The following is a 20,131-nucleotide window of genomic DNA, read 5'->3' as shown; positions in this document are numbered from 1 at the left end:
GAGCCCTGCCATGCCGGTGCCGTTGAGCCCGGAGGAGGCGCGGCAGTTCCACGCCTCCGACGCCGCCCCCGCCGCGTTTCTCGACCTGCTCGACGCGGTCTCCTTCCGTAGTGCCGGCGCCGCGCTCCGGCTGGGCGTCTTCGAGGAGCTGGCCGACGGACCGCTCCCGGTCGAGCGGCTCGCCGTCCGTACCGGAACCGATCCGCTCGGTCTGCGGCTCCTGCTCGACGCGTTGACCAGCTTCGGCTACCTGATCCACGCCGAAGGTGGGTACGCCAACAGCGCCAACACGACCCGCTGGCTCCTGCGGGCCGTCCCGGACAGCTTCGCGCCGGTGCTCGCCTTCTGGTCGGCGCTGCTCAGCGGCTGGTGGCACGACCTGGAGTGGTCGATCTGCTCCGGCACTCCGGCCGGTGACTTCTACGCCTGGCTGGAGCAGCGACCGGAGGTCCTGGCGGACTTTCAGACCATGCTGCGTCGACTCGCCGACGGGCTCAGCGCGGAGATCGTCGAGCTGCTGCCGGTGCCGGCCGACGCGCGTAGCCTGCTGGACGTCGGTGGCGGGCATGCGAGCTATCCGGTGGCCTTCCTCAGCGCACATCCGCAACTGCGGGCCACCGTGGTGGACCTGGCCGGTGCGCTGGCTCAGGGGGCGGAGACCGTCGCCGCCGCGGGCCTGACCGACCGGTGCACGCTGCGGGCGGGTGACCTCTTTGAGGTCGACTTCGGTACCGGTCACGATCTGGCGTTGCTCTTCAATGTCGTGCACGGCCACCAGGCGGCCGAGACGCTGACCCTGCTGCGTCGGGTTGCCGCCGCGCTCCGCCCCGGTGGCCGGGTGGCCCTGCTCGAGCCGCTCGCCACGGCGCCGGAGCAGCCGACGGCCGGGCTGGGTACGGCGTTCGTCCGGATGTTCAGCCTGAATCTCTTCCACACCCAGGGCGGCCGGGCGTACGGCCACGACGAACTCGTCGGGCTGCTGCGCGAGGCCGGCTTCACCGACGTACGGCAGCAGGTTCTCGGTGGTTCGGAGACGGATCATCTGGTGATCGCGCAGGTCAGGACGCTTGACTAATTCGAGGCTGTCGATGACGCTGAGAGCGCTCTCTGCCACCACCACCCGTCCGGGAGCCCATCATGCCGACAGCCCGCCTGATCTCCCACCGTCCGCGTTACCGCCGCGCCCTGGCGTTCGCGGTCCCGCTCATCCTGCTCGCCACCGTCCTGACGCTTCCCGCCCAGCGGGCCCAGGCCGCAGCCGTCCTGCTCTCCCAGGGAAAGCCGACCACCGCCTCCTCCGTCGAACTCGACGACACTCCGGCCACCGCCGCCACCGACGGCGACCCGGGCACCCGCTGGTCGAGTGAGTTCAGCGATCCACAGTGGCTCCAGGTCGACCTGGGCGGCACCGCCACGATCAGTCAGGTAACCCTGCGCTGGGAGGCCGCCTACGGGAGTGCCTTCCAGATCCAGGTTTCGGCGAACCCCGCCGGTCCCTGGCAGACGATCTATCAGACGGCCGCCGGGACAGGTGGCACCCAGAACCTCACGGTCAGCGGCACCGGGCGCCACATCCGGCTCCACGGCACCGCCCGGGGCACCGCGTGGGGCTACTCCCTGTGGGAGTTCGAGGTCTACGGCACCAGCACCCCCACCTGTACGGGTAATGCCGCACTCGGTCGGGACGTGACGGCCTCCTCGGTCGAGTCCGCCACCACCCCGGCCACGGCGGCCGTGGACGGCAACACCGCCACCCGCTGGTCGAGCGCCTTCGCCGACCCGCAGTGGCTTCGGGTCGACCTCGGCGCGGTCCGGACCATCTGCCAGGTCGTCCTCCGGTGGGAGGCGGCCTCCGCGCGGGCGTTCGCGCTCCAGACCGCCGACAGTCCGGCCGGACCGTGGACCACCCGCTACGCCACCACGACCGGCGCCGGTGGGGTGCAGACGCTCGACGTCTCCGGCACGGGACGGTACGTGCGGATGTACGGCACCGCCCGCAACACCCCGTACGGCTACTCGCTCTGGGAGTTCGTGGTACGTACAACGGGGTCGGAACCACCGCCGCCGAGCGACGACTTCTGGGGTGACACCAGCACGATCCCGCCCGCCCAGAACGTCCTCACGGTCAAGATCCTGAACCGGACCAACGGCCGTTACCCCGACAGCCAGGTGTACTGGAGCTTCGGTGGCCAGACCCGCTCCATCGCCGAACAGCCGTACCTCGACATGCCGGCGAACTCGGCCGGTCGGATGTACTTCCACCTCGGCTCGCCGACCAGCCAGTACCGGGACTTCGTCGAGTTCACCGTGGCCGCGGACCGCTTCAACGGCAACACCACCCGAGTGGACGCGTTCGGGCTCCCACTGGCGATGCGGCTGCGCGCCGGTGGCGGATACGACCGAGCCGTCGGCGAGACCGAGACGATCTTCACCGAGGGCCGCGACGCGACGTTCCAACGGTTCTCGGACGCGATGCCGGCCGAGTTCACGCACCTCGCCACGATCGAGGCGCCGTATCGGGTGCCGTCCCCCGGCAACACGCCCCAGTTCCGCCCGGGCGGGCAGTACGCCGACTACCTGAGCGGGTACGCGTCATCGGTCGGGATCCCCGCCACCACCGCCCAGATCTTCGGCTGCTCCGGACCGCTGGCGAGTAACCCGGACGGTTGTGCCGCGCTGAACCGGCACGTCGCCCACCTGCCCCGGTCGCAGTGGGAGGACCCGGCCCTCTTCTACCAGCAGGCACCGGCGAACTACTACGCGAAGTTCTGGCACGAGCAGTCCATCGACGGGCTCTCCTACGGCTTCCCCTACGACGATGTCGCGGACCAGTCCTCGTTCATCTCCGCCGGCGACCCGGAGTGGTTGATCGTCGCGGTGGGGTGGTAGCCGAGCCAGGCCAGCGCGACGATCGCGCGGTCCACATCGTGGCGCAGGAGACGGAGCCGGTCCACCAGAGCGGCCGGTGAGCAGCCCTCGGTGTCGTCCACGGCCTCCCACCACGTGGCTGGGGGGCCGCTGGTCGGGGCGGCGCCGTCACTACGCGCCGGGACCGCGCGATGACGGCGCTCCCGGTGCACGATGCGGTCGTATTCGGCGGTGAGCACCCCACCGGTGCGCAGCGCCTCGTCGCAGCGGGCCCAGAAGGGCCGTTCCGGGTGCTGGCGACCGGTTTCGGTGTTCGCCACGGAGCTGCGTCCGTACTGGACGAGCCGAGCGAGGCTGTGCTGGGTCTGCCCGGCGGCGCGGCGCAGCTCGGCGAGGCGACGGCCGAGGGCGTGGCGGGCGGTCCTGGTGTCGTCGGTGTCGCGCATCGCTGCCACCCCCGGGTCGCGGTCACGATGAGCGAACACCGTAGCTGTCGCTGGTGACACTTCCGCCCGGTGTCGCCGACGCGTTCGGGTGATGTCGGAATCGGTGTCGCTACTACCGACGATGTCGGAATCGGTGTCGCGGCTACCGACATTGTCGGCGCGCGGTGCTGCGGGCGTGTCCCCCCGACCGGTCCTACGTTTCCCGCATGTCGACGACCAGCCTGCCCGACCGCCCGTCCGACCAGCCGAAGCCGAGCCAGCGACACCCGCGCCCCGATCCCGCGGGTGTGCGGGACTCGGCCTTACCGGAGCTGCGCCAGATGTGGTGGGAGACCGGGGTGCGAGCGCGGGCGCAGGCCGGTCTCTTCGCGGTCTTCTCCGAGCTGCCCCGACTGGTGGGCGCGGCGCTGGCCGTGAGCTGGCGGGCTGACCGGCTCCGCACCGCGATCGTGGCGGGCACCACGGTGGGCGCCGGAGTGCTGGCCGCCTTCGGGCTCCTCGCCGCGCAGCGGGTCCTGGTGGAGTTGTTCGCCGGGGGCCCGACCGCCGACAAGGTGCTCGCCGCGCTGCCCGCCCTGGTCGCCCTGGCGGCGGTGACCGCGTTGCGCGCCGGCATGGCCACCGCGATGGGGTACGCCCAGAACGGCCTGAGCCCGAAGGTCGACCGGGAGGTGGAACGGGGCCTGTTCGAGGTGACCACGGCGGTCCGGCTGGAGGCGTTCGACGCGGACGCCTTCGCCGACGACATGGAGCGGGCCTCCCGGGGTGCGGACTCCACCACCGGCCTGGTGCAGGCGTCGATAAACCTGCTCGCTGGCCTCACCGGTGTGCTCGCGGTCGCGGTCGCCGTCGTGGTGATCCACCCGCTGCTGCTGGTCGCCCTGCTGGTCGCCACGGTGCCGAACGGGTGGGCGTCGCTGCGCGCCGGGCACCTGCGCTACCAGACGTACGCGGCGGGGTCGGTGCGGCGGCGTCGGTTGTGGCTGCTGCACCGGTTGATGGCCGAACGCGATTCCGCCCCCGAGCTGCGCAGCTACGGGCTGCGGTCCTTCCTGCTCGACCAGTACGACCGGGTGATGGGGGTCGAGACCGGGATCCAGCTCGCGCTGGCCCGTCGGGTCACCACGACCACCACCGTCGGCGCGATGATCGGTGGGATCGCCACCGCCGTGGTCTACGTGCTGCTCGGCTTTTTGCTGGTCGAGGGGCACATCCCCCTCGCCGCCGCGGCCACCGGCGTCATCGCCGTGCAGTCCGCCCAGCGATCCCTGGCGGTGGTCACCTTCCAGATGGACCGCGCCTACACCGAGGGCCAGCACTTCCGCGACTACACCGGCTTCATGACCCGCGCCGCCGACTACCTGCCCGAGCCGCGTACCGGTGCCGCCGACCGCCTGCCCGAGCCGCGTACCGGTGCCGCTGATCGCCCGGTGCCGCAGCGGTTGCGCGCGGTCGCGGTGGACGCGGTCAGCCTGCGCTACCCCGATCGGGAGGCCGCCGCCGTTGACCAGGTCAGCCTGAGCATCGCGGCGGGGCAGACGGTGGCGTTCGTGGGGGAGAACGGCTCCGGCAAGTCCACCCTCGCCACAATGATCGCCACCCTGCGGACGCCCACCGGCGGGACCATCCGCTACAACGGCCGGCCGACCGACGACTGGGACACCGACGCGCTACGGGCCCGGATCGCGGTGGTGACGCAGGAATACCACAAGTGGCCGTTCACCGCCGCCACGAACATCGCCATCGGCGACCTCACCACCACCCCGCGGTCCAGTCGCATCGAGGCCGCCGCCGCCCGTGCCGTCGCCCACAACATGATCAAAGAATTGCCGCACGGCTACGAGACCCTGCTCGACCGGACCTTCGCCGGCGGTCAGGACCTCTCCGGTGGGCAGTGGCAACGCATCACGGCCGCCCGGGGCTTCCTGCGCGACGCCGACCTGCTCATCATGGACGAGCCCTCCTCGGCGCTCGACCCGCGCGCGGAGGACGCCCTGTTCCAGGCCATCCGCGACCGGCAGGGCCACGGGATCACCATCCTCATCACCCACCGGCTGGCCAACGTCCGCCACGCGGATCGCATCTACGTCCTGCACCACGGCCGGCTCGTCGAGGCCGGCACCCACGACGACCTGCTCGCGGCCGGCGGTCGGTACGCCGAGCTGTTCACCCTGCAAGCCGCCGGCTACGACATTCCCGGGTCGCTACCCCGCCAGACCGCTGCCGCCGGCAAGAACACACCGTGACGCGGCCGGCGCCGGAGCTGATCAGAGCAGCCGGGCGATCGCGGCGGCGACCTCGCCCGGCGCATTCAGCATGTGCAGGTGCCCGCCGTCGAGCCGGACCGAGCGCCAGCCCCAACTCTCCGCCGTGACCCGTTCGGGTTGGTACGCGTCGCCGAAGGCGAGATAGCCGGCGGGACGGTCGGACCAGCCGGCGGCGATGGTCACCCGCTGCGCGAAGTAGTTGAGCGGAAAGCGCTGTTGCTGTGCGGACACCTCCGCCCTGACCTGTTCGGACGGGAAGAGGGCGGCGACCTCTTCCGGGGGCCACCAGGAGGTCCAGACCGGCAGTTCGCCGTCCGGCCCGGCGAGGGTCTGCAGCATTTCCCGGAGGCGCTGCGGTGCCACCGGGGCGGTGCCCTGCTGGGGCGGGAGGATCGCGTCCACGAAGACGAGCCCGGTCACCGAGCGCTGCGCGGTGATGGCCGGGACGTACAGGCCGGCGTTGCTCTGCGGCACCAGCACGTAGTCGCGGCCGGTGGGCAGGCTGTCCAGGTACCACCGCAGGACTTCGACCACGGAGGTCCCGCTCGCTCCCGGCTCCCCGGCGACGATGACGTCCCGGCCGGCGGCGCGGAGTCGTTCCCGCACCGGTTGCCAGACGGCCGGTCCGAGCAGCGCGCTGGGAAGAAGGGCGATCGTCGGGTTAATCAGTCGCTCCCGTCGCTCGTACGCGTCAATGGCTGCCACTGCCGGGCAACGTTATCCGAGGTTCAAGATCACCCAATAGCTCATCGAACCTCTAGGATTTCGGTGTGAATCCTGCACGTATTCTTTCGCCCCGGATACGTAAGATCGCGCTCTGGACCGTGGCGGTCCTCACCGCACTGGCCCTCGTACTCACCCTCACCGCCGTGTGGACGGTGCGGCGAGCGTTCCCGCAGCACGACGGTGCACTTCGGCTGCCCGGGCTCACCGCGCCGGTCACCGTGCACCGCGACGAGCACGGCATCCCCCAGGTGTACGCGGAGACCGCCGAGGATCTGTTTCGGGCCCAGGGCTACCTCCACGCGCAGGATCGGTTCTGGGAGATGGACTTCCGCCGTCATCTCACCGCGGGCCGGCTCGCCGAACTCTTCGGCGAGAGCCAGGTGGAGACCGACGTCTACCTCCGGACGATGGGGTGGCGTCGGGTCGCCGAGCAGGAGTGGGACCTCCTCGGGCCGGAAACCAGGCGCTACCTGCAGGTGTACGCCGACGGGGTGAACGCCTGGCTCGACGAGAACGCCGGGGGCCGGGCGAGTCTGGAGTACGCCGTACTCGGCCTGCAGAATTCGGGCTATGAGATCGAGGCGTGGCACCCGGTGGACAGTCTCGCCTGGCTGAAGGCGATGGCGTGGGACCTGCGCGGCAACATGAAAGACGAGATCTCCCGGGCGGCGCTCCTCGCCGCGGGCCTGACCCGCCAGCAGGTTGCGGAACTGTATCCGGGCTACCCCTTCGACCGGCACCAGCCGATCGTCGTTGCGGGCGGCATCGTGGACGGCGCCTTCGACCAAGCAGCCGACCCGGCCTCGCCGGACCCGGCTGAGCGCTCGGGTCCCGCCGGGACCGAGACTGCCGGAACGGGCGGGGGCGTGCTCCCCGCGAACCCGGTGGAACCAGCCACCGCCCTACCAGCCGGCGTCGCGGAACCGGCTGATCCCACCGCTGGTACGGCTGCCACCGGGCTGGTCACCGCGCTGGCCAGCGGGCTGTCCCGGCTGCCCACCATGGTGGGCACCGGCCGGGGTATCGGCTCCAACTCGTGGGTTATCGCCGGCGACCTGACCGACACCGGCAAGCCGATCCTCGCCAACGATCCGCACCTCGGCCCCAGCATGCCCGGCATCTGGTACCAGAACGGCCTGCACTGCGCATGCGACATCAACGTCTCCGGTTTCAGCTTCTCCGGCATCCCGGGCGTAGTCATCGGGCACAACGCCCACGTCGCCTGGGGCTTCACCAACCTGAGCCCCGACGTCACCGATCTCTACCTGGAGCGGGTGGACGGCGACCGGGTGCAGGTCGACGGAGAGTGGCAGCCGTTGACGACCCGCGCCGAAACCATCAAGGTCGCCGGCGGCGAGGACGTGTCGATCACCGTACGGGCCTCCGGGCACGGCCCCCTGCTCTCCGACGCGTCGGCCGAACTACGCGAGATCGGTCTCAACCCGCCGGTCGATCTGGCGGGTTCGCCGGCGTCGGTCGCCGCCGCCCCGCAGCTGCGCCCCGACGAGCCGGCGCCCACCGACGACGAGCAGCGCGACGGCTACGCCATCGCGCTGAGCTGGACCGCGCTCGCGCCGGGCCGGACCGCCGACGCCATCTTCAAGCTGAACACCGCCACGAACTGGACCGACTTCCGTGCCGCGGCGGCGCTGTTCGAGGTGCCCGCGCAGAACCTGGTCTACGCCGACACCGACGGCAACATCGGCTACCAGGCTCCCGGCCGGATCCCGGTGCGGGGCACGGGAGACGGGCGGTGGATGGCGCCCGGGTGGGATTCGGCGTACGACTGGCAGGGCTTCCTTCCCTTCGCGGAGTTGCCGAGTGTCCTCAACCCGCCCGCCGGCTACCTGGTCACCGCCAACGAGGCCGTCATCGGCCCCTCGTACCCGCACCTGCTCACCACCGACTGGCACTACGGCTACCGCAGCCAGCGCATCCACGAGTTGATCAGCTCGGCCCGGGAGGCCGGGGCGATCACCGTCGCGGACGTGCAGGCCATGCAGTTCGACAACCGCAACGGTTTCGCGCCGACGCTCGTCCCGGCGGTCCGGTCGGCTGTCGCCGCCGGTGCCTCGGATCTGGTTCGGTCGGCCACCGAGCTGTGGACGGAGTGGGACTACCAGCAGCCGGCGGAGGGGGAGCCGGGCACCGAGGACGGGCGCCGCTCCGCTGCGGCGGCGTACTACAACGCCGTCTGGCGGCACCTGCTCCTGGCGACCTTCGACGAGCTGCCCGCGGACCACCGGCTCGATGGCAACGACCAGTCGTACGAGGTGGTGCGGGGTCTGCTCAGCCAGCCCGACTCGCCGTGGTGGGACCGGCCGGAGACCGAGGTCGTCGAGGGCCGGGACGACCTGCTGCGCGCGGCGGCCGAAGCGGCGGTGAGCGAACTCTCCCGCGAGCAGGGCGACGAGCCGGCCGACTGGCGCTGGGGCCGGATGCACACGTTGACCGTGCGGAACCAGTCCTTCGGCACCTCGGGGGTGGGGGTCGTCGAGTGGCTTTTCAACGCGGACCCGGTCGGCGTCTCCGGCGGCAGCGGGATCGTGAACGCCACCGGCTGGAACGCCGCCGACGGGTACGAGGTCAGTGCCGTCCCGTCGATGCGGATGATCGTTGACCTGGCGGACCTGGACGCCTCCCGGTGGATCCAGCTGACCGGCAACTCCGGGCATGCCTTCCACCGCAACTACGACGACCAGCTGGAGCTGTGGCGCACCGGGGAGACCCTGCCGATGCGCTGGAAGGAATCCAGCATCGAGGCGGAGGCGGCGCAGACGCTCACCCTGGAGCCGTGACGGCCAGCCGGCTTCCGCGCAGTGCGGGCCTGCCGGAGCGGGGTGACCCCTAAGGGTGCGGCTCCGGGTCCTATCCAGAGCTACACCCATAGCCAAGTGCGAATCCTTCGTCGAGTATGGACGGCTTGGCAGTTCTGAAGGAGGCGCCATGCCCAGCCGTACCCTGACCACCGCGGTCGCCGCGCTCACCCTGGTCGCCGGAGTGTCCGCGCCGGCCCGGGCCGATCCGACCCCCGCGTCACCCACCCTTTCCTGGGGTGAATGCCAGGAAGAGCCACCAGCGTCCGCCCCGGAAGGCACGGTGGAGTGTGCCCAGCTCCGGCTGCCGGTGGACTGGTCCCGCCCGCATGGCCCGACGTTTGAGCTCTCCGTGGCGCGCCGGCCAGCGCGGGAGTCGCAGCAACGGGTGGGCACGCTGGTGTTCGGGCCGGGCGGTCCAGCAGACTCTGGAGTGGACAAGATCCGCAAAGGTGTGCGGTTCAGCGAGGAGTTGCTCGACCGGTTCGACGTGGTCAGCTTCGACCCACGGACGGTGGCCCGTAGCGCCGCGCCGGAGTGCAGCCCGGACCCGACGCTGCCCAAGCCGCCGGTTCCGCTGGGCAGCCAGGCCGACTTCGATGCCATGGTGGCCTACAACCAGGCGTTCTGGGAGCGGTGTCGGCCAACCAGCCCGGTCTTCGACCACGCCGACACGCTCAGCACGGTGCGCGATCTGGAGGCGTTGCGGCGCGCACTGGGCGAGCGCCAGATCTCCTTCCACGGCAGTTCCTACGGCACCCTGCTGGGTCAGCAGTACGCCGAGCAGTACCCGCACCGGGTGCGAGCCGTCGTGCTGGAGGGCGTGTTCGACCACAGCCTGGGGCTGCGCCCCTTCGTCCGCACCCAGGCAGCCGCGCTGCAGGATTCGTTCGACGAGTTCGTCTCCTGGTGCGACAGCTCCACCGAGTGCGTGCTGCACGGTCGGGACGTGCGGGCGGTCTGGGCCGAGGTGCTGGCCCGGGCGGATCGGGGTGAGTACGCGCCGCGTACCGCCTTCGACGTCACCGCCGTGGCGCTCAAGGAGCTTGCCGATCCGGACTGGTCGGAACTGGCGGTCGACGTGCGTGACATGGAGGCCGGCTCCCCGCCCCCCGAGCTGAATCTTCCACTCTCCGCAGCCGCCTTCTGCGCGGACTGGCCCGCCCCGATCCGCGACTACACCGAGTACGCCGGCCTGGTCCGGGTGGCCGCGGCCGCCGGGCCGGACATCCGGTACGGCAGCGGGCTGCTGGCGGTGCAGACCTGCCTCGGCTGGCCGTCGCCGGTCCGGAACCCACCGCACGTACCGCAGGTACGGACCCGTACTCCGCTGTTGTTGCTCAACGCCCTGCACGACCCCCGTACCGGCTACAACTGGGCCACCAACGTCGCCCAGCACCTTGGCCGGCATGGCCGCCTGGTGACGTACGAGGGTTGGGGCCACGGCACCTACCAGCGCACCGACTGCACGAAGGCCGTGGTGGACCGCTACCTCGTCGATTTGACGCTGCCCGCCCCCGGCGCGCGGTGCCCGGCGGCCTGAACCGACCGTCGGCTGGCCGGCAGGAGGTCGTTGCCGGTCCCGTGCGGCAGGCGACCTGATCGATCGATTCGCAGTAGTGTCCGCGCGGGGGCGTGGAGTCGGTACGCCCCCGCGCGGAGCTACTGCCGGAGATGTCGCCTGTCAGGAGGAGTTGATGGCCAAGTATCTGCTGCTCAAGCACTACCGGGGTGGCCCGGCACCCGCCGTGGACCGGGCGCCGATGGACCAGTGGACGCCGGACGAGGTCGACGCGCACCTGCGGTTCATGCACGAGTTCGGGGCGCGGCTGGAGGAGACGGGCGAACTCGTTGACGCCCAGGCGCTGTCGCCGGACGGCGCGTTCGTGCGGTACGACGGCGAGGGGCGGCCACCGGTGACCGACGGGCCGTTCGTCGAGACCAAGGACCTGATCGCCGGATGGTACGTCATCGACGTGGAGTCGTGGGACCGCGCGGTGGAGCTGGCGGGGGAGCTGTCGGCGGCCCCCGGGCCGGGCGGTAGGCCGATCCACGAATGGCTGGAGGTCCGACCGTTCTACGGCGTGCCGGCGGCTGTGCCGGAGTGAACGGGGAGCTGCTGCGGGACCTCGTACCAGCGGTGATCGGGGTTCTGGTCCGACGCGGTGCGGATTTCGCGTCGGCCGAGGATGCGGTGCAGGACGCCCTGGTCGACGCGGTGCGCGGATGGCCGGCGAATCCGCCGCGGGACCCCCGGGGTTGGTTGATCACTGTGGCCTGGCGCAGGTTCCTCGACGCCGCCCGCGCCGACACCTCCCGGCGGCGGCGCGAGGTACGCGTCGAGGGCGAGCCCGCCCCCGGGCCGGTCGAGGCGGTGGACGACACGTTGCAGCTCTATTTTCTCTGCGCGCACCCCTGCCTTACGCCGGCCTCGTCCGTCGCGCTCACGCTGCGCGCGGTCGGTGGTCTGACCACCCGTCAGATCGCGCGGGCCTGGTCGCGCTCGGGGAGGCCGACGGCCCGAGGACCGGCCTGGCCGCCCTGGCGGGGCTTGACCCCGCCCTGCCCAGGTACGCCGCCGTCGCGGCGTACCTGCACGAGCGGGCGGGCGACCCGGTAACCGCGGCCCGGCGCTACGCCGAGGCTGCCCGCTCGGCGCCGAGCCTCCCCGAGCGTGACCATCTCACGCGGCAGGCTGCCCGACTCAACTCGCAACCGCGGAGCTGAGCAGGCGTTGAAGCCGGCCGGAGACTTCGGCTTCGTGCACGCCCTCGTGGGCCTGACCACTGGAACGGTCAACCTGTTATCGCTGGGAGCGCAGGAGCCAGGCTTGGTGTTCGATGGTGTGGCCGGTGGTGATGAGTAGATCTTGGGTGATGGGATCGTCGGTGGTGGCCTCGATTGCGTGGCGGATTCCGGCTGCGGTGGTGGTGAGGAGGTCGCCGATCTTGTCGATCACGGTGCCGTCCGGTAGTACGCCGGTGTCCAGCTGGGGTAGCCGGCTGGTGGCGGCGATGGTGGTGGCGCGGGCGTCGGGTGGTGTGCCGATGGCGGCGGCGCGTTCGGCGATGTTGTCGGCGTGTTCGCGTGCGGCGTCGGCGAGGGTGTCGAGTTGCTGGTGTAGGGGCAGGAACCGAGGTCCGGTGACGTTCCAGTGGGCTTGCTTGGCCTGAAGGGCGAGGTCGAGTAGGTCGATGAGGGTCTGCTGCAGGATGCCGCCGACACGGTCGGGGGTGGGTGTGGGCGCGACGGTGGGGGCGGTGGTGGTGGACATCAGCGGATCTCTTTTCAGCGTTGTCGCGGCGTGGGTGGTGTTGTTGGCGGGTGGGGTGGTGACGCGAGGGGTGGGCCGGTCGGGTGCGGCCGGCCCACCCCTCGGTGGTGATGGTTAGAGGCTGTTGACGAAGGTGAGTAGGTCGTTGTTGAGCTGCTGCTTGTGGGTGTCGGTGATGCCGTGCGGGCCGCCGGGGTAGACCTTGAGGGTGGAGTTGGCGACGATTTTGTGGGCTTCCTCGGCGGAGTTCTCGATCGGTACGACCTGGTCGTCGCCGCCGTGGATGATGAGGGTGGGTACGTCGATGCGCTTGAGGTCTTCGGTGAGGTCGGTTTCGGAGAAGGCTTTGATCGAGTCGTAGGCGGCCTTGTGGCCGGCCTGCATGCTCTGTAGCCAGAAGGTGTCCTTCATGCCCTGTGATACCTGGGCGTTGGGGCGGTTGGCGCCGAAGAAGGGTCCGTTGGCGAGGTCGCGGTAGAGCTGGGAGCGGTCGGCGAGGGAGCCTTCGCGGAGGCCGTCGAAGACGTCGATGGGTACGCCGTTGGGGTTGTCGGGAGTTTTGAGCATCAGTGGGGTGACTGCGCCGATGAGGGCGACCTGGGCGATGCGGTCGGTGCCGTGTCGGCCGATGTAGCGGGCGACTTCTCCGCCGCCGGTGGAGAATCCGACGAGGGTGGCGTCGCGTAGCTTCAGTTTTTTGATGACGGTGGCGAGGTCGTCGGCGTAGTGGTTCATGTCGTTGCCCTCCCAGGTTTGGGAGGAGCGGCCGTGGCCTCGGCGGTCGTGGGCGATGACGCGGTAGCCGTTGTCGGCCAGGTGCATCATCTGGGATTCCCAGCTGTCGGAGTTCAGGGGCCAGCCGTGGCTGAAGATGACGGGCCGGCCGTTACGGGGGCCCCAGTCCTGGTAGAAGATGTCGACGCCGTCGCGGGTGGTGACGAATCCTTCGTTGCGCTCGGCGTGCTTGCCGGTTGCGGCGGCAGGGCCGCCGGCTTGGGCCTCGCTGCTGTTGTTGGTGGCGATGGCGGTGCCGCCGGCGGCGATACTGAGCACGGCCACAGCGGCCAGGAGCGCGGCCCACCCGGGACGACGGCGGGAGCCGGTCTCGGCTGCGGGGGCGGGGTTGGTGTCGGGGTGCATGCGGGTTGTTCCTTTGTGACGGCGGTCCGGGGACCGGGTAGGGGTGTCGGCGGGGGTTACTTGGCGAGGAAGGTCAGCAGGGCCTGGTTGACGTCGTCGGCGTGGGTCCAGAGCAGGCCGTGGGGTGCGCCGTCGATCTCGACGTAGTCGGCGTCGGGTAGCTGCTTGCGAAGCTCGCGGGCGGTGGCGTCGATGGGCAGGATGTTGTCGGCGGTGCCGTGCAGGATCAGCGCGGGTATGTCGATCTTGGGGATGTCGGCGCGGAAGTCGGTGATCCAGGTGGGCACGGCGGCGCTGGAGGCGTACCAGGACGCGCCGGTGGCGACGTTCCAGCTGTTGCGTAGCGCTTCTTCGGACAGGCGGGTGCCGAGGGTGTCGTCGGTGTTGTAGAAGTTGCGGTAGAAGTCGGTGAAGTAGGCGTAGCGGTCGGCGGTGACTGCGGCGAGGATGCCGTCGAACACCTCCTGCGGTACGCCGGTGGGGTTGTCGTCGGTCTGTAGCAGGAACGGTTGCAGCGAGGCCAGGAACGCGGCCTTGGCAACCCGGGCTGAGCCGTAGCGGCCGAGGTAGCGGGCCACCTCACCGCTGCCCATCGAGAACCCTGCTAGCACCACGTCGGTGAGATCGAGGGTTTCCAGGACGGTGTTCAGGTCGGCGGCGAAGGTGTCGTAGTCGTAGCCGGTGGTGGGCTGGCTGGACTGACCGAAGCCCCGCCGGTCATAGGTGATCACCCGGTAGCCGGCCTTGAGTAGGGCCGCGGACTGCTTCTCCCACGAGTGCCCGTCCAGGGGGTAGCCGTGGATGAGTACCACCGGTTGTCCCTGACCGTGGTCCTCGTAGTACACGTTGATGTTGGTGCTGTTCTCGGTTCCCACAGTGATGTACGGCACGGTAAACCCCTCAATTCTCGGAGAACGGTCGTTCTCGCCTTGCGTTGGTTACTACCGTAGAGAACGAACGTTCTCAGCGCTAGCTTTTGCTGATATACCCGCGGTGGCCCTCGTCACACGACCAAAACCACCCGGGACCCTGCCATCAGTGCTCTCTTGTGGTTACTGAGGATCTGATGGAGAGTAAGTGGATGGGTAACGGACACGAGGCGAGCGAACTGCTGCCAGACACCGATCTGGCGCGTGCCGACTCGTTGGCACGAGAGATCTTCTCCGACGTGGCCAACAAGTGGGCATTCCTGATCATCGAGTTCCTCGGGCAGCGCACCATGCGCTTCGGTGAACTGCGCGACCAGGTCGGCGGCATCAGCCACAAGATGCTCACCCAGAACCTGCGGATGCTGGAACGCAACGGCCTGGTGCAGCGAACCGTGTATCCCACCATCCCGCCCCGGGTCGAGTACACCCTTACCGGGGCGGGTGAGGCGCTACGGAGCGTCGTCGACGGCATGTGCGGCTGGACTCAGCGCCACTTCAGCCACATCGAGTCGTCGCGGCGCCGTTTTGACGCCTCGCAGGTGTGATCAGTCGAGGACGGCGGTCGCCTCAACCTCGACCAGGTGTTCGGGAACGTCCAACGCCGCGGCCCCGAACAGTGAGGCCGGAGCTATGGGGGTGGTGCCCAGCTTGGCCGACGCCCGCGCGATGCCCTCGAGCAGCTCCGGCATCCGCTCCGGGGTCCAGTCGACGACATGCACGGTCAACTTCACCACGTCGGCGAAGGACGCCCCGACGCCAGCCAGTGCGGTACCGACGTTGAGGTAGCACTGCTCGACCTGGGCGGCCAGGTCGCCTTCGCCGATCGTATTACCGTCCGCGTCCCAGGCGACCTGCCCTGCGACGTGAATCAGCTTGGAACCGGTCGCCACCGACACCTGCCGGTACACGTCGACCACGGGAAGTCCGCTCGGGTTGACCAGGGTTACGGCCATGATGACCGCCTCCTCTCGCTCTCTTTCGGTTACTAGAACACCATAGGAAACCGATCGTATGCAGGGAAGAAGGCACTTTTCCGAACCCCAAGAACCTTTCGGTAACCAGCTAGCCGCGCCGCATCCGGCGCCAGGAGTTACTTAGTAAGTACTTACCTGGTAAATTCCCGGCTATGCAGCGAAACGCGGTGCGGTGGGGGCTGCTGGCCCTCTTCGTGGACGGTCCGAAATACGGGTACCAGCTCCGAACGGAGCTGGACACCCGTACCGGTGGCAGCTGGGCGGTGAACGTCGGTCAGATCTACACCACCCTGGACCGCCTGGTCCGGGACGGCCTCGTCGCCACCGAAGGTGCGGACGCCCAGGGGCGGGAGCTGTACGCGCTCACCGAGCCGGGGCGGGCGGCGCTCGCCGACTGGTACCTCACCCCGGTCCCCGAGACGGAGCGCCCCCGCAACGAGTTGGCGATCAAGTTGGCGATGGCCGCGCAGGATCCGAGCGTCGACATCACGATCGTGGTGCAGCAGCAGCGCACCGAGTCGATGCGGCAGCTGCGGGACTACACCGACCTGCGCCGACAGGCCAACGAGGACGTTGACCTCACCTGGTCGATGTTCCTCGATCACTTGATTTTCGCCCTGGAGGGCGAGCTCCGGTGGCTCGATCATGTGGAGGGGACGGTGCTGCGGCGGCGGTACACCCGGCCCGCCTCCGCCTCCGCCTCCGCACCCGCGTCGTTCCCGGCCGAGGCTGCCGAGGCTGCCGAGGCTGCCGGGGCTGCCGATACCGCCGAGTCGGGGCGGGCCCGGCGGTGAGCGACGTGGTGTTGCGGCTGGCCGAGGTCGAACGGGTCTACCGGGCCGGCGAGGGCTCGGTCTGGGCGTTGGCTGGGGTCAGCCTGACCGTTCGAGCCGGTGAACTGGTCGCGGTGATGGGACCCTCCGGTTCGGGGAAGTCCACCCTGCTCTCCATCGCCGGCGGTCTGGAGGTGCCCACCTCCGGGTCGGTGGAGGTGGCGGGGGTCGGGCTCGGCGGGCTCGACTCGACGGCGGTGGCCCACCTGCGCCGGGACCGCATCGGCTACGTGTTCCAGGACTTCAACCTGGTGACCGACCTGACCGCGGCGGAGAACGTCGCCCTGCCGCTGGAGCTCGGCGGCAGCAGTGCGCGGGCGGCGCGCGCGGCGGCTGGCGCCGCGCTGGACGAAGTGGGCCTGCCCGAGGTCGCCGACCGGTTCCCCGATCAGCTCTCCGGTGGGCAGCAGCAGCGGGTGGCGATCGCCCGCGCCCTGGTCGGCGAGCGCCGGTTGGTGCTGGCGGACGAGCCGACCGGTGCCCTCGACTCCCAGACCGGCCTCGCGGTGTTGCAGGTCCTGCGGGCGCGGATCGATGCCGGGGCGGCTGGTGTGTTGGTCACGCACGAGGCGCGGTACGCCGGCTGGGCGGACCGCACGGTATTTCTCCGAGACGGGCGACTGGTGGACGCCACTCCGGAGCGCGACGACGCCCGGCGCCTGCTGGCGGAGCGGTCGTGAGCGCCGCCGGCTGGTTCGGTTCGTGGCGGGTCGCGCTGCGCATCACCCGGCGCTCCGCGCTGCGCCATCGGGCCCGGAGCGCGCTGATCCTGCTGATGCTCTTCGTCCCCGCGTACGCCGGCACCGTTCTGCTGGCGAGTTGGAGCAACCTCAGCGGCACCTCGGCGCAGAACGCCACCTTCACGTTTGGCCAGGCCGACCTGATCGTAGACGCCGACAGCGCGATCGCGGCCACCCTGCCGGCGGGCAGCCGCACCCTCGGGTTGACGCAGGCCCGCACGGTGGTCCGCGGCCCGGATGACCTGCGCGTGTCGGACTACGAGGCGACCGACCCGGAGCACCCGCTGAACCAGGGTCGGTATGTGCTCCGGTCCGGCCGGGCCCCCGCCGGGCCGGCCGAGGTGGCGCTGACCCGATCGATGGCCGACGAGCTGGGCCTGGAGTTGGGGGGCCGGCTGACCGCCGGGATGCCGCAGCGGGTGCTCACCGTGGTCGGGCTGATCGACTGGAGTCGGTCGTTGGGCGCCGCCGGGCTGCTCGTACCCAACGATGCCCCGCTCTCCGCGGCGGGCGGCAAGCTGATGGTGCAACTACCGCCGGGCAGCGGGTGGTCGCCGCCGGAGCCTAGCTCGTATTGGGAACGGAGTGCCCCCAGCGCCGCGGAACGTCGGATCGAGGCGGCGGCGACGGTGCTCGTGGTCAGCTTCGCCGGCACCCAGGTCGTGCTCCTGGTCGGTGCGGCCTTCACCGTCGGCGCCGCCCGGCAACGTCGGGAGTTGGCGTTGGTGGCCGCCGCCGGTGCCACCGCTGCGCAGGTCCGCAAGGTGGTCGTAGCCGGTGGGATGCTGCTCGGTGTCATCTCCGCGACCGCCGGGGTACTCCTGGGGCTGGCGACCTTCGCCCTGGCCGGCCCGCTCATCGAGCGCATCGCCGACCACCCGTTGACCGAGGTGTCGATCCCCGCTGGGCAGGTGGCGGGGGCCGCGGTGGTCACCCTGCTGCTGGCGGTCCTGGCGGCGGTGCTGCCGGCGCGCGCCCTCCGGGGGCAACCCCTGCGCGGTGCCCTGGGCGGCCAGCGGGACCAGTCCCGGTTGGACCGGGTCGCGCTGGTGGCCGGCGTGGGGCTGATCGCTGTCGCCACCGTCGCGTTGCTGGGCTCCGCCAATCCGGAGGGTCAACCGGCGGTGCTCGCCGCCGGCGGCGTCGCCCTGCTGCTCGGCGTCGTCATGTGCACACCCGCGCTGGTACGGGTGAGCGCGCCCCTGGCACGGGTGTTGCCCATGCCGGCCCGGTTGGCGCTGCGCCACGCCGTACGGCATCGGCTCCGCACCGCCGCGGCGATGGCCGCGGTGCTCGCCGCCGTCGCCGGTAGCGTCGCGCTCGCGCTTGCCGGCGGGGCCCGTGGTGTCGCCACCCCCACCCAGGTGGAGGCGCGGACCGGTCAGGTCCTGGTGCCGGCGGAGCTCGCCGACCTGCTGGGGCCAGCCGGGTTGGCGCGGCTGGCCGCGCCCCTGCCGGCCCGCGCCGTCGTGCCACTGCGGACAGCCAGTAACTTCTATCCCACTGTGTTCCGGGGCCTCTCCGACAGCACCACCGATCCCACCGTGTTTCGCGCCCACGAGCAGCGCGACATCGCTATCGGCGGGGCGGAGGTCGTGCGGCTGGTGACCGGCCGGGCCGCCACCACCGCCGAGGTGGCTGCCCTGGATCAGGGCGACGCGGTGGTCTTCAACGACGCCCTGGCCACGGGCGGTCAGGTCACCCTGCTGCCTCGCGGGCCGGAGCCCAGTTCGGCGGAGCCCAGTTCGGCGGCGCCCACCTCGCCGGCAGCCACCTCGCTGCCGGCCGTCGTGGCCGCCCAACAGGAATATTTCGCCAAGCTTCCCGGCCTGGTGGTCTCACCCGCGACCGCGCAGCGCCTCGGGCTGGACACCCAGCCCCGGCAGGTGGTCATCGACCCGAGCCGCACACCCACCGATGCGGAGTTGGACCGGGCGAACGCGGTGCTGCTGCAGGCGCAGCTCGCCGCCGGTAGGTCGCACTCGCCGGCCACCGTCGCGGCCGCCGAGCTCGGCTCGGACACCCGCCGCAGCACCACCATGTTCTACCTGCTGGCCGGGGTGAGCGTCCTGGTCACCCTGGTCGCCAGCACCGTGGCGGTCGGGCTGGCAGCGACCGAACTCCGCCCCGACCTAGCCACCATGGCGGCGGTCGGCGCCACCGGGCGTACCCGCCGGCGCATCGCCGCGGCCCAGGCCGGGTTCATCGTCGCCGCCGGAACCCTGCTCGGCCTGATCTCCGGCATCGGGCTGGCGGCGGCCTACGTCGGCTTCAACGTCGAGCTGCGCTGGCACGTACCCTGGCCCGCCCTGCTGGCGGTGGTGCTGGTCCCACCCGTGCTGGCGATCGTCGCGGCCCGGGGGCTGGCCCGCGGCGGGCTTCCCCGCCTGCGGAGGCAGGAGCGAAGTCGGTAGCGACGCCGGCAGTCCCGGCCCGGGGGCGGCGAAGGTCACCGGAGCGGCGAAGGTCACCGGAGCACCGAAGGCGGCCTTGCGGGCGGCGCGGCGCAGCGCGGCGAGCACCGCCGGGCCGGCGAGGGCGATCAGCACGGCGGTGGTGATCGCCCGTCCGGTGTCCCAGCCGAAGGTGGAGGTCACCGCGGTGAAGACGACGAAGCGGTGCAGGTTCTCCAGGACCGGCGCGCCGGCCACGTAGGAGAGTTGGGTCTCCGCGCCGGCGCTGAACGGCCAGAACCAGAGGTTCATCAGCAGCCCGTAGCCGTAGGCGGCGAGCGCGCCGTACCCGGCCAGCAGAGCGACCTCGGCGCGACCGCGGGGCCGGCGGGGAAGCAGGCCGGCGCCGAGCCCCACCCAGGAGGCGGCGAGCATCTGGAACGGCAGCCAGGGGCCGACCCCGGCGGTGAGCAACGCGGAGGCGAACAGCGACGTGGAGCCGAGCAGGAAGCCGAACCCCGGTCCGAAGACCCGGCCGGCGAGGACCAGCAGGAAGAACACCGTCTCGATCCCGGCGGTACCGGCACCGAGCGGGCGCAGCGCGGCGTTGACCGCGGCGAGCACCCCGAGCATCGCCAGGGCTTTGCTGTCGATCCCACCGGAGGTGAGTTCCGCCAGCACCAGCGCCACCAACACCGGCAACATGACGACGAAGACCAGCGGTG

The 20,131-nt window shown here is 70.9% G+C and carries 16 protein-coding genes and 2 pseudogenes; 11 read left to right on the top strand and 7 right to left on the bottom strand.

What is annotated here, in order from left to right; genetic code table 11:
- The first annotated feature begins 10 nt into the window (after positions 1 to 10).
- The gene (locus H0524_RS06530) at positions 11 to 1,075 is read left to right on the top strand and encodes a methyltransferase (protein ID WP_180197846.1); all 1,065 of its coding nucleotides are present in this window, start codon (positions 11 to 13) and stop codon (positions 1,073 to 1,075) included.
- 62 nt (positions 1,076 to 1,137) lie between these two features.
- Positions 1,138 to 2,889 carry a discoidin domain-containing protein gene (locus H0524_RS06525; protein WP_180197845.1) on the top strand — a complete coding sequence of 584 codons (1,752 nt, stop codon included), beginning with the start codon at positions 1,138 to 1,140 and terminating at the stop codon, positions 2,887 to 2,889.
- Here the strand turns inward: H0524_RS06525 and H0524_RS06520 are convergent.
- On the bottom strand, positions 2,811 to 3,314 hold the full coding sequence (locus H0524_RS06520) for a helix-turn-helix transcriptional regulator (RefSeq protein WP_180197844.1): 504 nt from the start codon (positions 3,312 to 3,314) through the stop codon (positions 2,811 to 2,813). The genes H0524_RS06525 and H0524_RS06520 overlap by 79 nt on opposite strands.
- Before the next feature lie 206 nt (positions 3,315 to 3,520).
- Here H0524_RS06520 and H0524_RS06515 point away from each other — a divergent pair, with 206 nt between their 5' ends.
- Positions 3,521 to 5,560 (top strand): ABC transporter ATP-binding protein, encoded by a 2,040-nt coding sequence (locus H0524_RS06515; RefSeq protein ID WP_180197843.1) that lies wholly within the window; start codon positions 3,521 to 3,523, stop codon positions 5,558 to 5,560.
- Between the two features lie 21 nt (positions 5,561 to 5,581).
- On the opposite strand, the gene H0524_RS06510 is transcribed toward H0524_RS06515, so the two are convergent.
- Positions 5,582 to 6,247, bottom strand: coding sequence for a hypothetical protein (locus tag H0524_RS06510; protein WP_180198052.1), 666 nt, complete (start codon positions 6,245 to 6,247; stop codon positions 5,582 to 5,584).
- 104 nt (positions 6,248 to 6,351) lie between these two features.
- Between H0524_RS06510 and H0524_RS06505 the strand changes: the two genes are divergently transcribed.
- The 4 genes and pseudogenes from H0524_RS06505 (at position 6,352) to H0524_RS06490 (ending at position 11,850) form a co-directional block, all read left to right on the top strand.
- Positions 6,352 to 9,105, top strand: a complete 2,754-nt coding sequence (locus tag H0524_RS06505; RefSeq protein ID WP_180197842.1) for a penicillin acylase family protein — start codon at positions 6,352 to 6,354, stop codon at positions 9,103 to 9,105.
- A 148-nt stretch (positions 9,106 to 9,253) separates the two neighbouring features.
- Positions 9,254 to 10,666: an alpha/beta hydrolase gene (locus H0524_RS06500; protein WP_180197841.1), complete on the top strand. Its 1,413-nt coding sequence runs from the start codon at positions 9,254 to 9,256 to the stop codon at positions 10,664 to 10,666.
- Between the two features lie 154 nt (positions 10,667 to 10,820).
- Positions 10,821 to 11,231, top strand: coding sequence for a YciI family protein (locus H0524_RS06495; RefSeq protein WP_180197840.1), 411 nt, complete (start codon positions 10,821 to 10,823; stop codon positions 11,229 to 11,231).
- A pseudogene (locus tag H0524_RS06490) lies at positions 11,228 to 11,850 on the top strand (sigma factor). The gene H0524_RS06495 and the pseudogene H0524_RS06490 overlap by 4 nt, the downstream one beginning before the upstream one ends.
- A 76-nt stretch (positions 11,851 to 11,926) precedes the next feature.
- Here H0524_RS06490 and H0524_RS06485 read toward each other — a convergent pair.
- The 3 genes from H0524_RS06485 to H0524_RS06475 all read right to left on the bottom strand — a co-directional run bounded on the left by H0524_RS06485 (position 11,927) and on the right by H0524_RS06475 (position 14,427).
- Positions 11,927 to 12,397: a DNA starvation/stationary phase protection protein gene (locus H0524_RS06485; protein ID WP_180197839.1), complete on the bottom strand. Its 471-nt coding sequence runs from the start codon at positions 12,395 to 12,397 to the stop codon at positions 11,927 to 11,929.
- A 114-nt stretch (positions 12,398 to 12,511) separates the two neighbouring features.
- Positions 12,512 to 13,537, bottom strand: a complete 1,026-nt coding sequence (locus H0524_RS06480; RefSeq protein ID WP_180197838.1) for an alpha/beta fold hydrolase — start codon at positions 13,535 to 13,537, stop codon at positions 12,512 to 12,514.
- A gap of 56 nt (positions 13,538 to 13,593) precedes the next feature.
- Positions 13,594 to 14,427, bottom strand: coding sequence for an alpha/beta fold hydrolase (locus tag H0524_RS06475; RefSeq protein WP_180197837.1), 834 nt, complete (start codon positions 14,425 to 14,427; stop codon positions 13,594 to 13,596).
- Between the two features lie 191 nt (positions 14,428 to 14,618).
- On the opposite strand from H0524_RS06475, the gene H0524_RS06470 reads away from it, so the two are divergent.
- Positions 14,619 to 15,011 carry a helix-turn-helix domain-containing protein gene (locus H0524_RS06470; protein ID WP_018728202.1) on the top strand — a complete coding sequence of 131 codons (393 nt, stop codon included), beginning with the start codon at positions 14,619 to 14,621 and terminating at the stop codon, positions 15,009 to 15,011.
- Here H0524_RS06470 and H0524_RS06465 read toward each other — a convergent pair whose 3' ends face one another.
- Entirely contained in the window at positions 15,012 to 15,419 is a 408-nt protein-coding gene (locus tag H0524_RS06465) for a RidA family protein (RefSeq protein ID WP_180197836.1), read from the bottom strand.
- A gap of 173 nt (positions 15,420 to 15,592) precedes the next feature.
- On the opposite strand from H0524_RS06465, the gene H0524_RS06460 reads away from it, so the two are divergent.
- From H0524_RS06460 to H0524_RS06450, 3 genes are read left to right on the top strand one after another with little or no spacing between them, the layout of a single operon-like run.
- Positions 15,593 to 16,234 carry a PadR family transcriptional regulator gene (locus H0524_RS06460; RefSeq protein WP_180197835.1) on the top strand — a complete coding sequence of 214 codons (642 nt, stop codon included), beginning with the start codon at positions 15,593 to 15,595 and terminating at the stop codon, positions 16,232 to 16,234.
- Positions 16,231 to 16,953 (top strand): ABC transporter ATP-binding protein, encoded by a 723-nt coding sequence (locus tag H0524_RS06455; RefSeq protein ID WP_180197834.1) that lies wholly within the window; start codon positions 16,231 to 16,233, stop codon positions 16,951 to 16,953. The genes H0524_RS06460 and H0524_RS06455 overlap by 4 nt, the downstream gene beginning before the upstream one ends.
- Positions 16,950 to 19,427 (top strand): FtsX-like permease family protein, encoded by a 2,478-nt coding sequence (locus H0524_RS06450; RefSeq protein ID WP_180197833.1) that lies wholly within the window; start codon positions 16,950 to 16,952, stop codon positions 19,425 to 19,427. The genes H0524_RS06455 and H0524_RS06450 overlap by 4 nt, the downstream gene beginning before the upstream one ends.
- Positions 19,428 to 19,697: 270 nt before the next feature.
- Here H0524_RS06450 and H0524_RS25570 read toward each other — a convergent pair.
- A pseudogene (locus H0524_RS25570) lies at positions 19,698 to 20,039 on the bottom strand (ECF transporter S component); the annotation flags it as partial.
- Positions 20,040 to 20,131: the final 92 nt, after the last annotated feature.

The sequence above is a fragment of the Salinispora sp. H7-4 genome (assembly GCF_013416675.1).
Taxonomy (GTDB): domain Bacteria; phylum Actinomycetota; class Actinomycetes; order Mycobacteriales; family Micromonosporaceae; genus Micromonospora; species Micromonospora vitiensis.
This window is presented reverse-complemented; position numbering and strand designations above follow the sequence as displayed.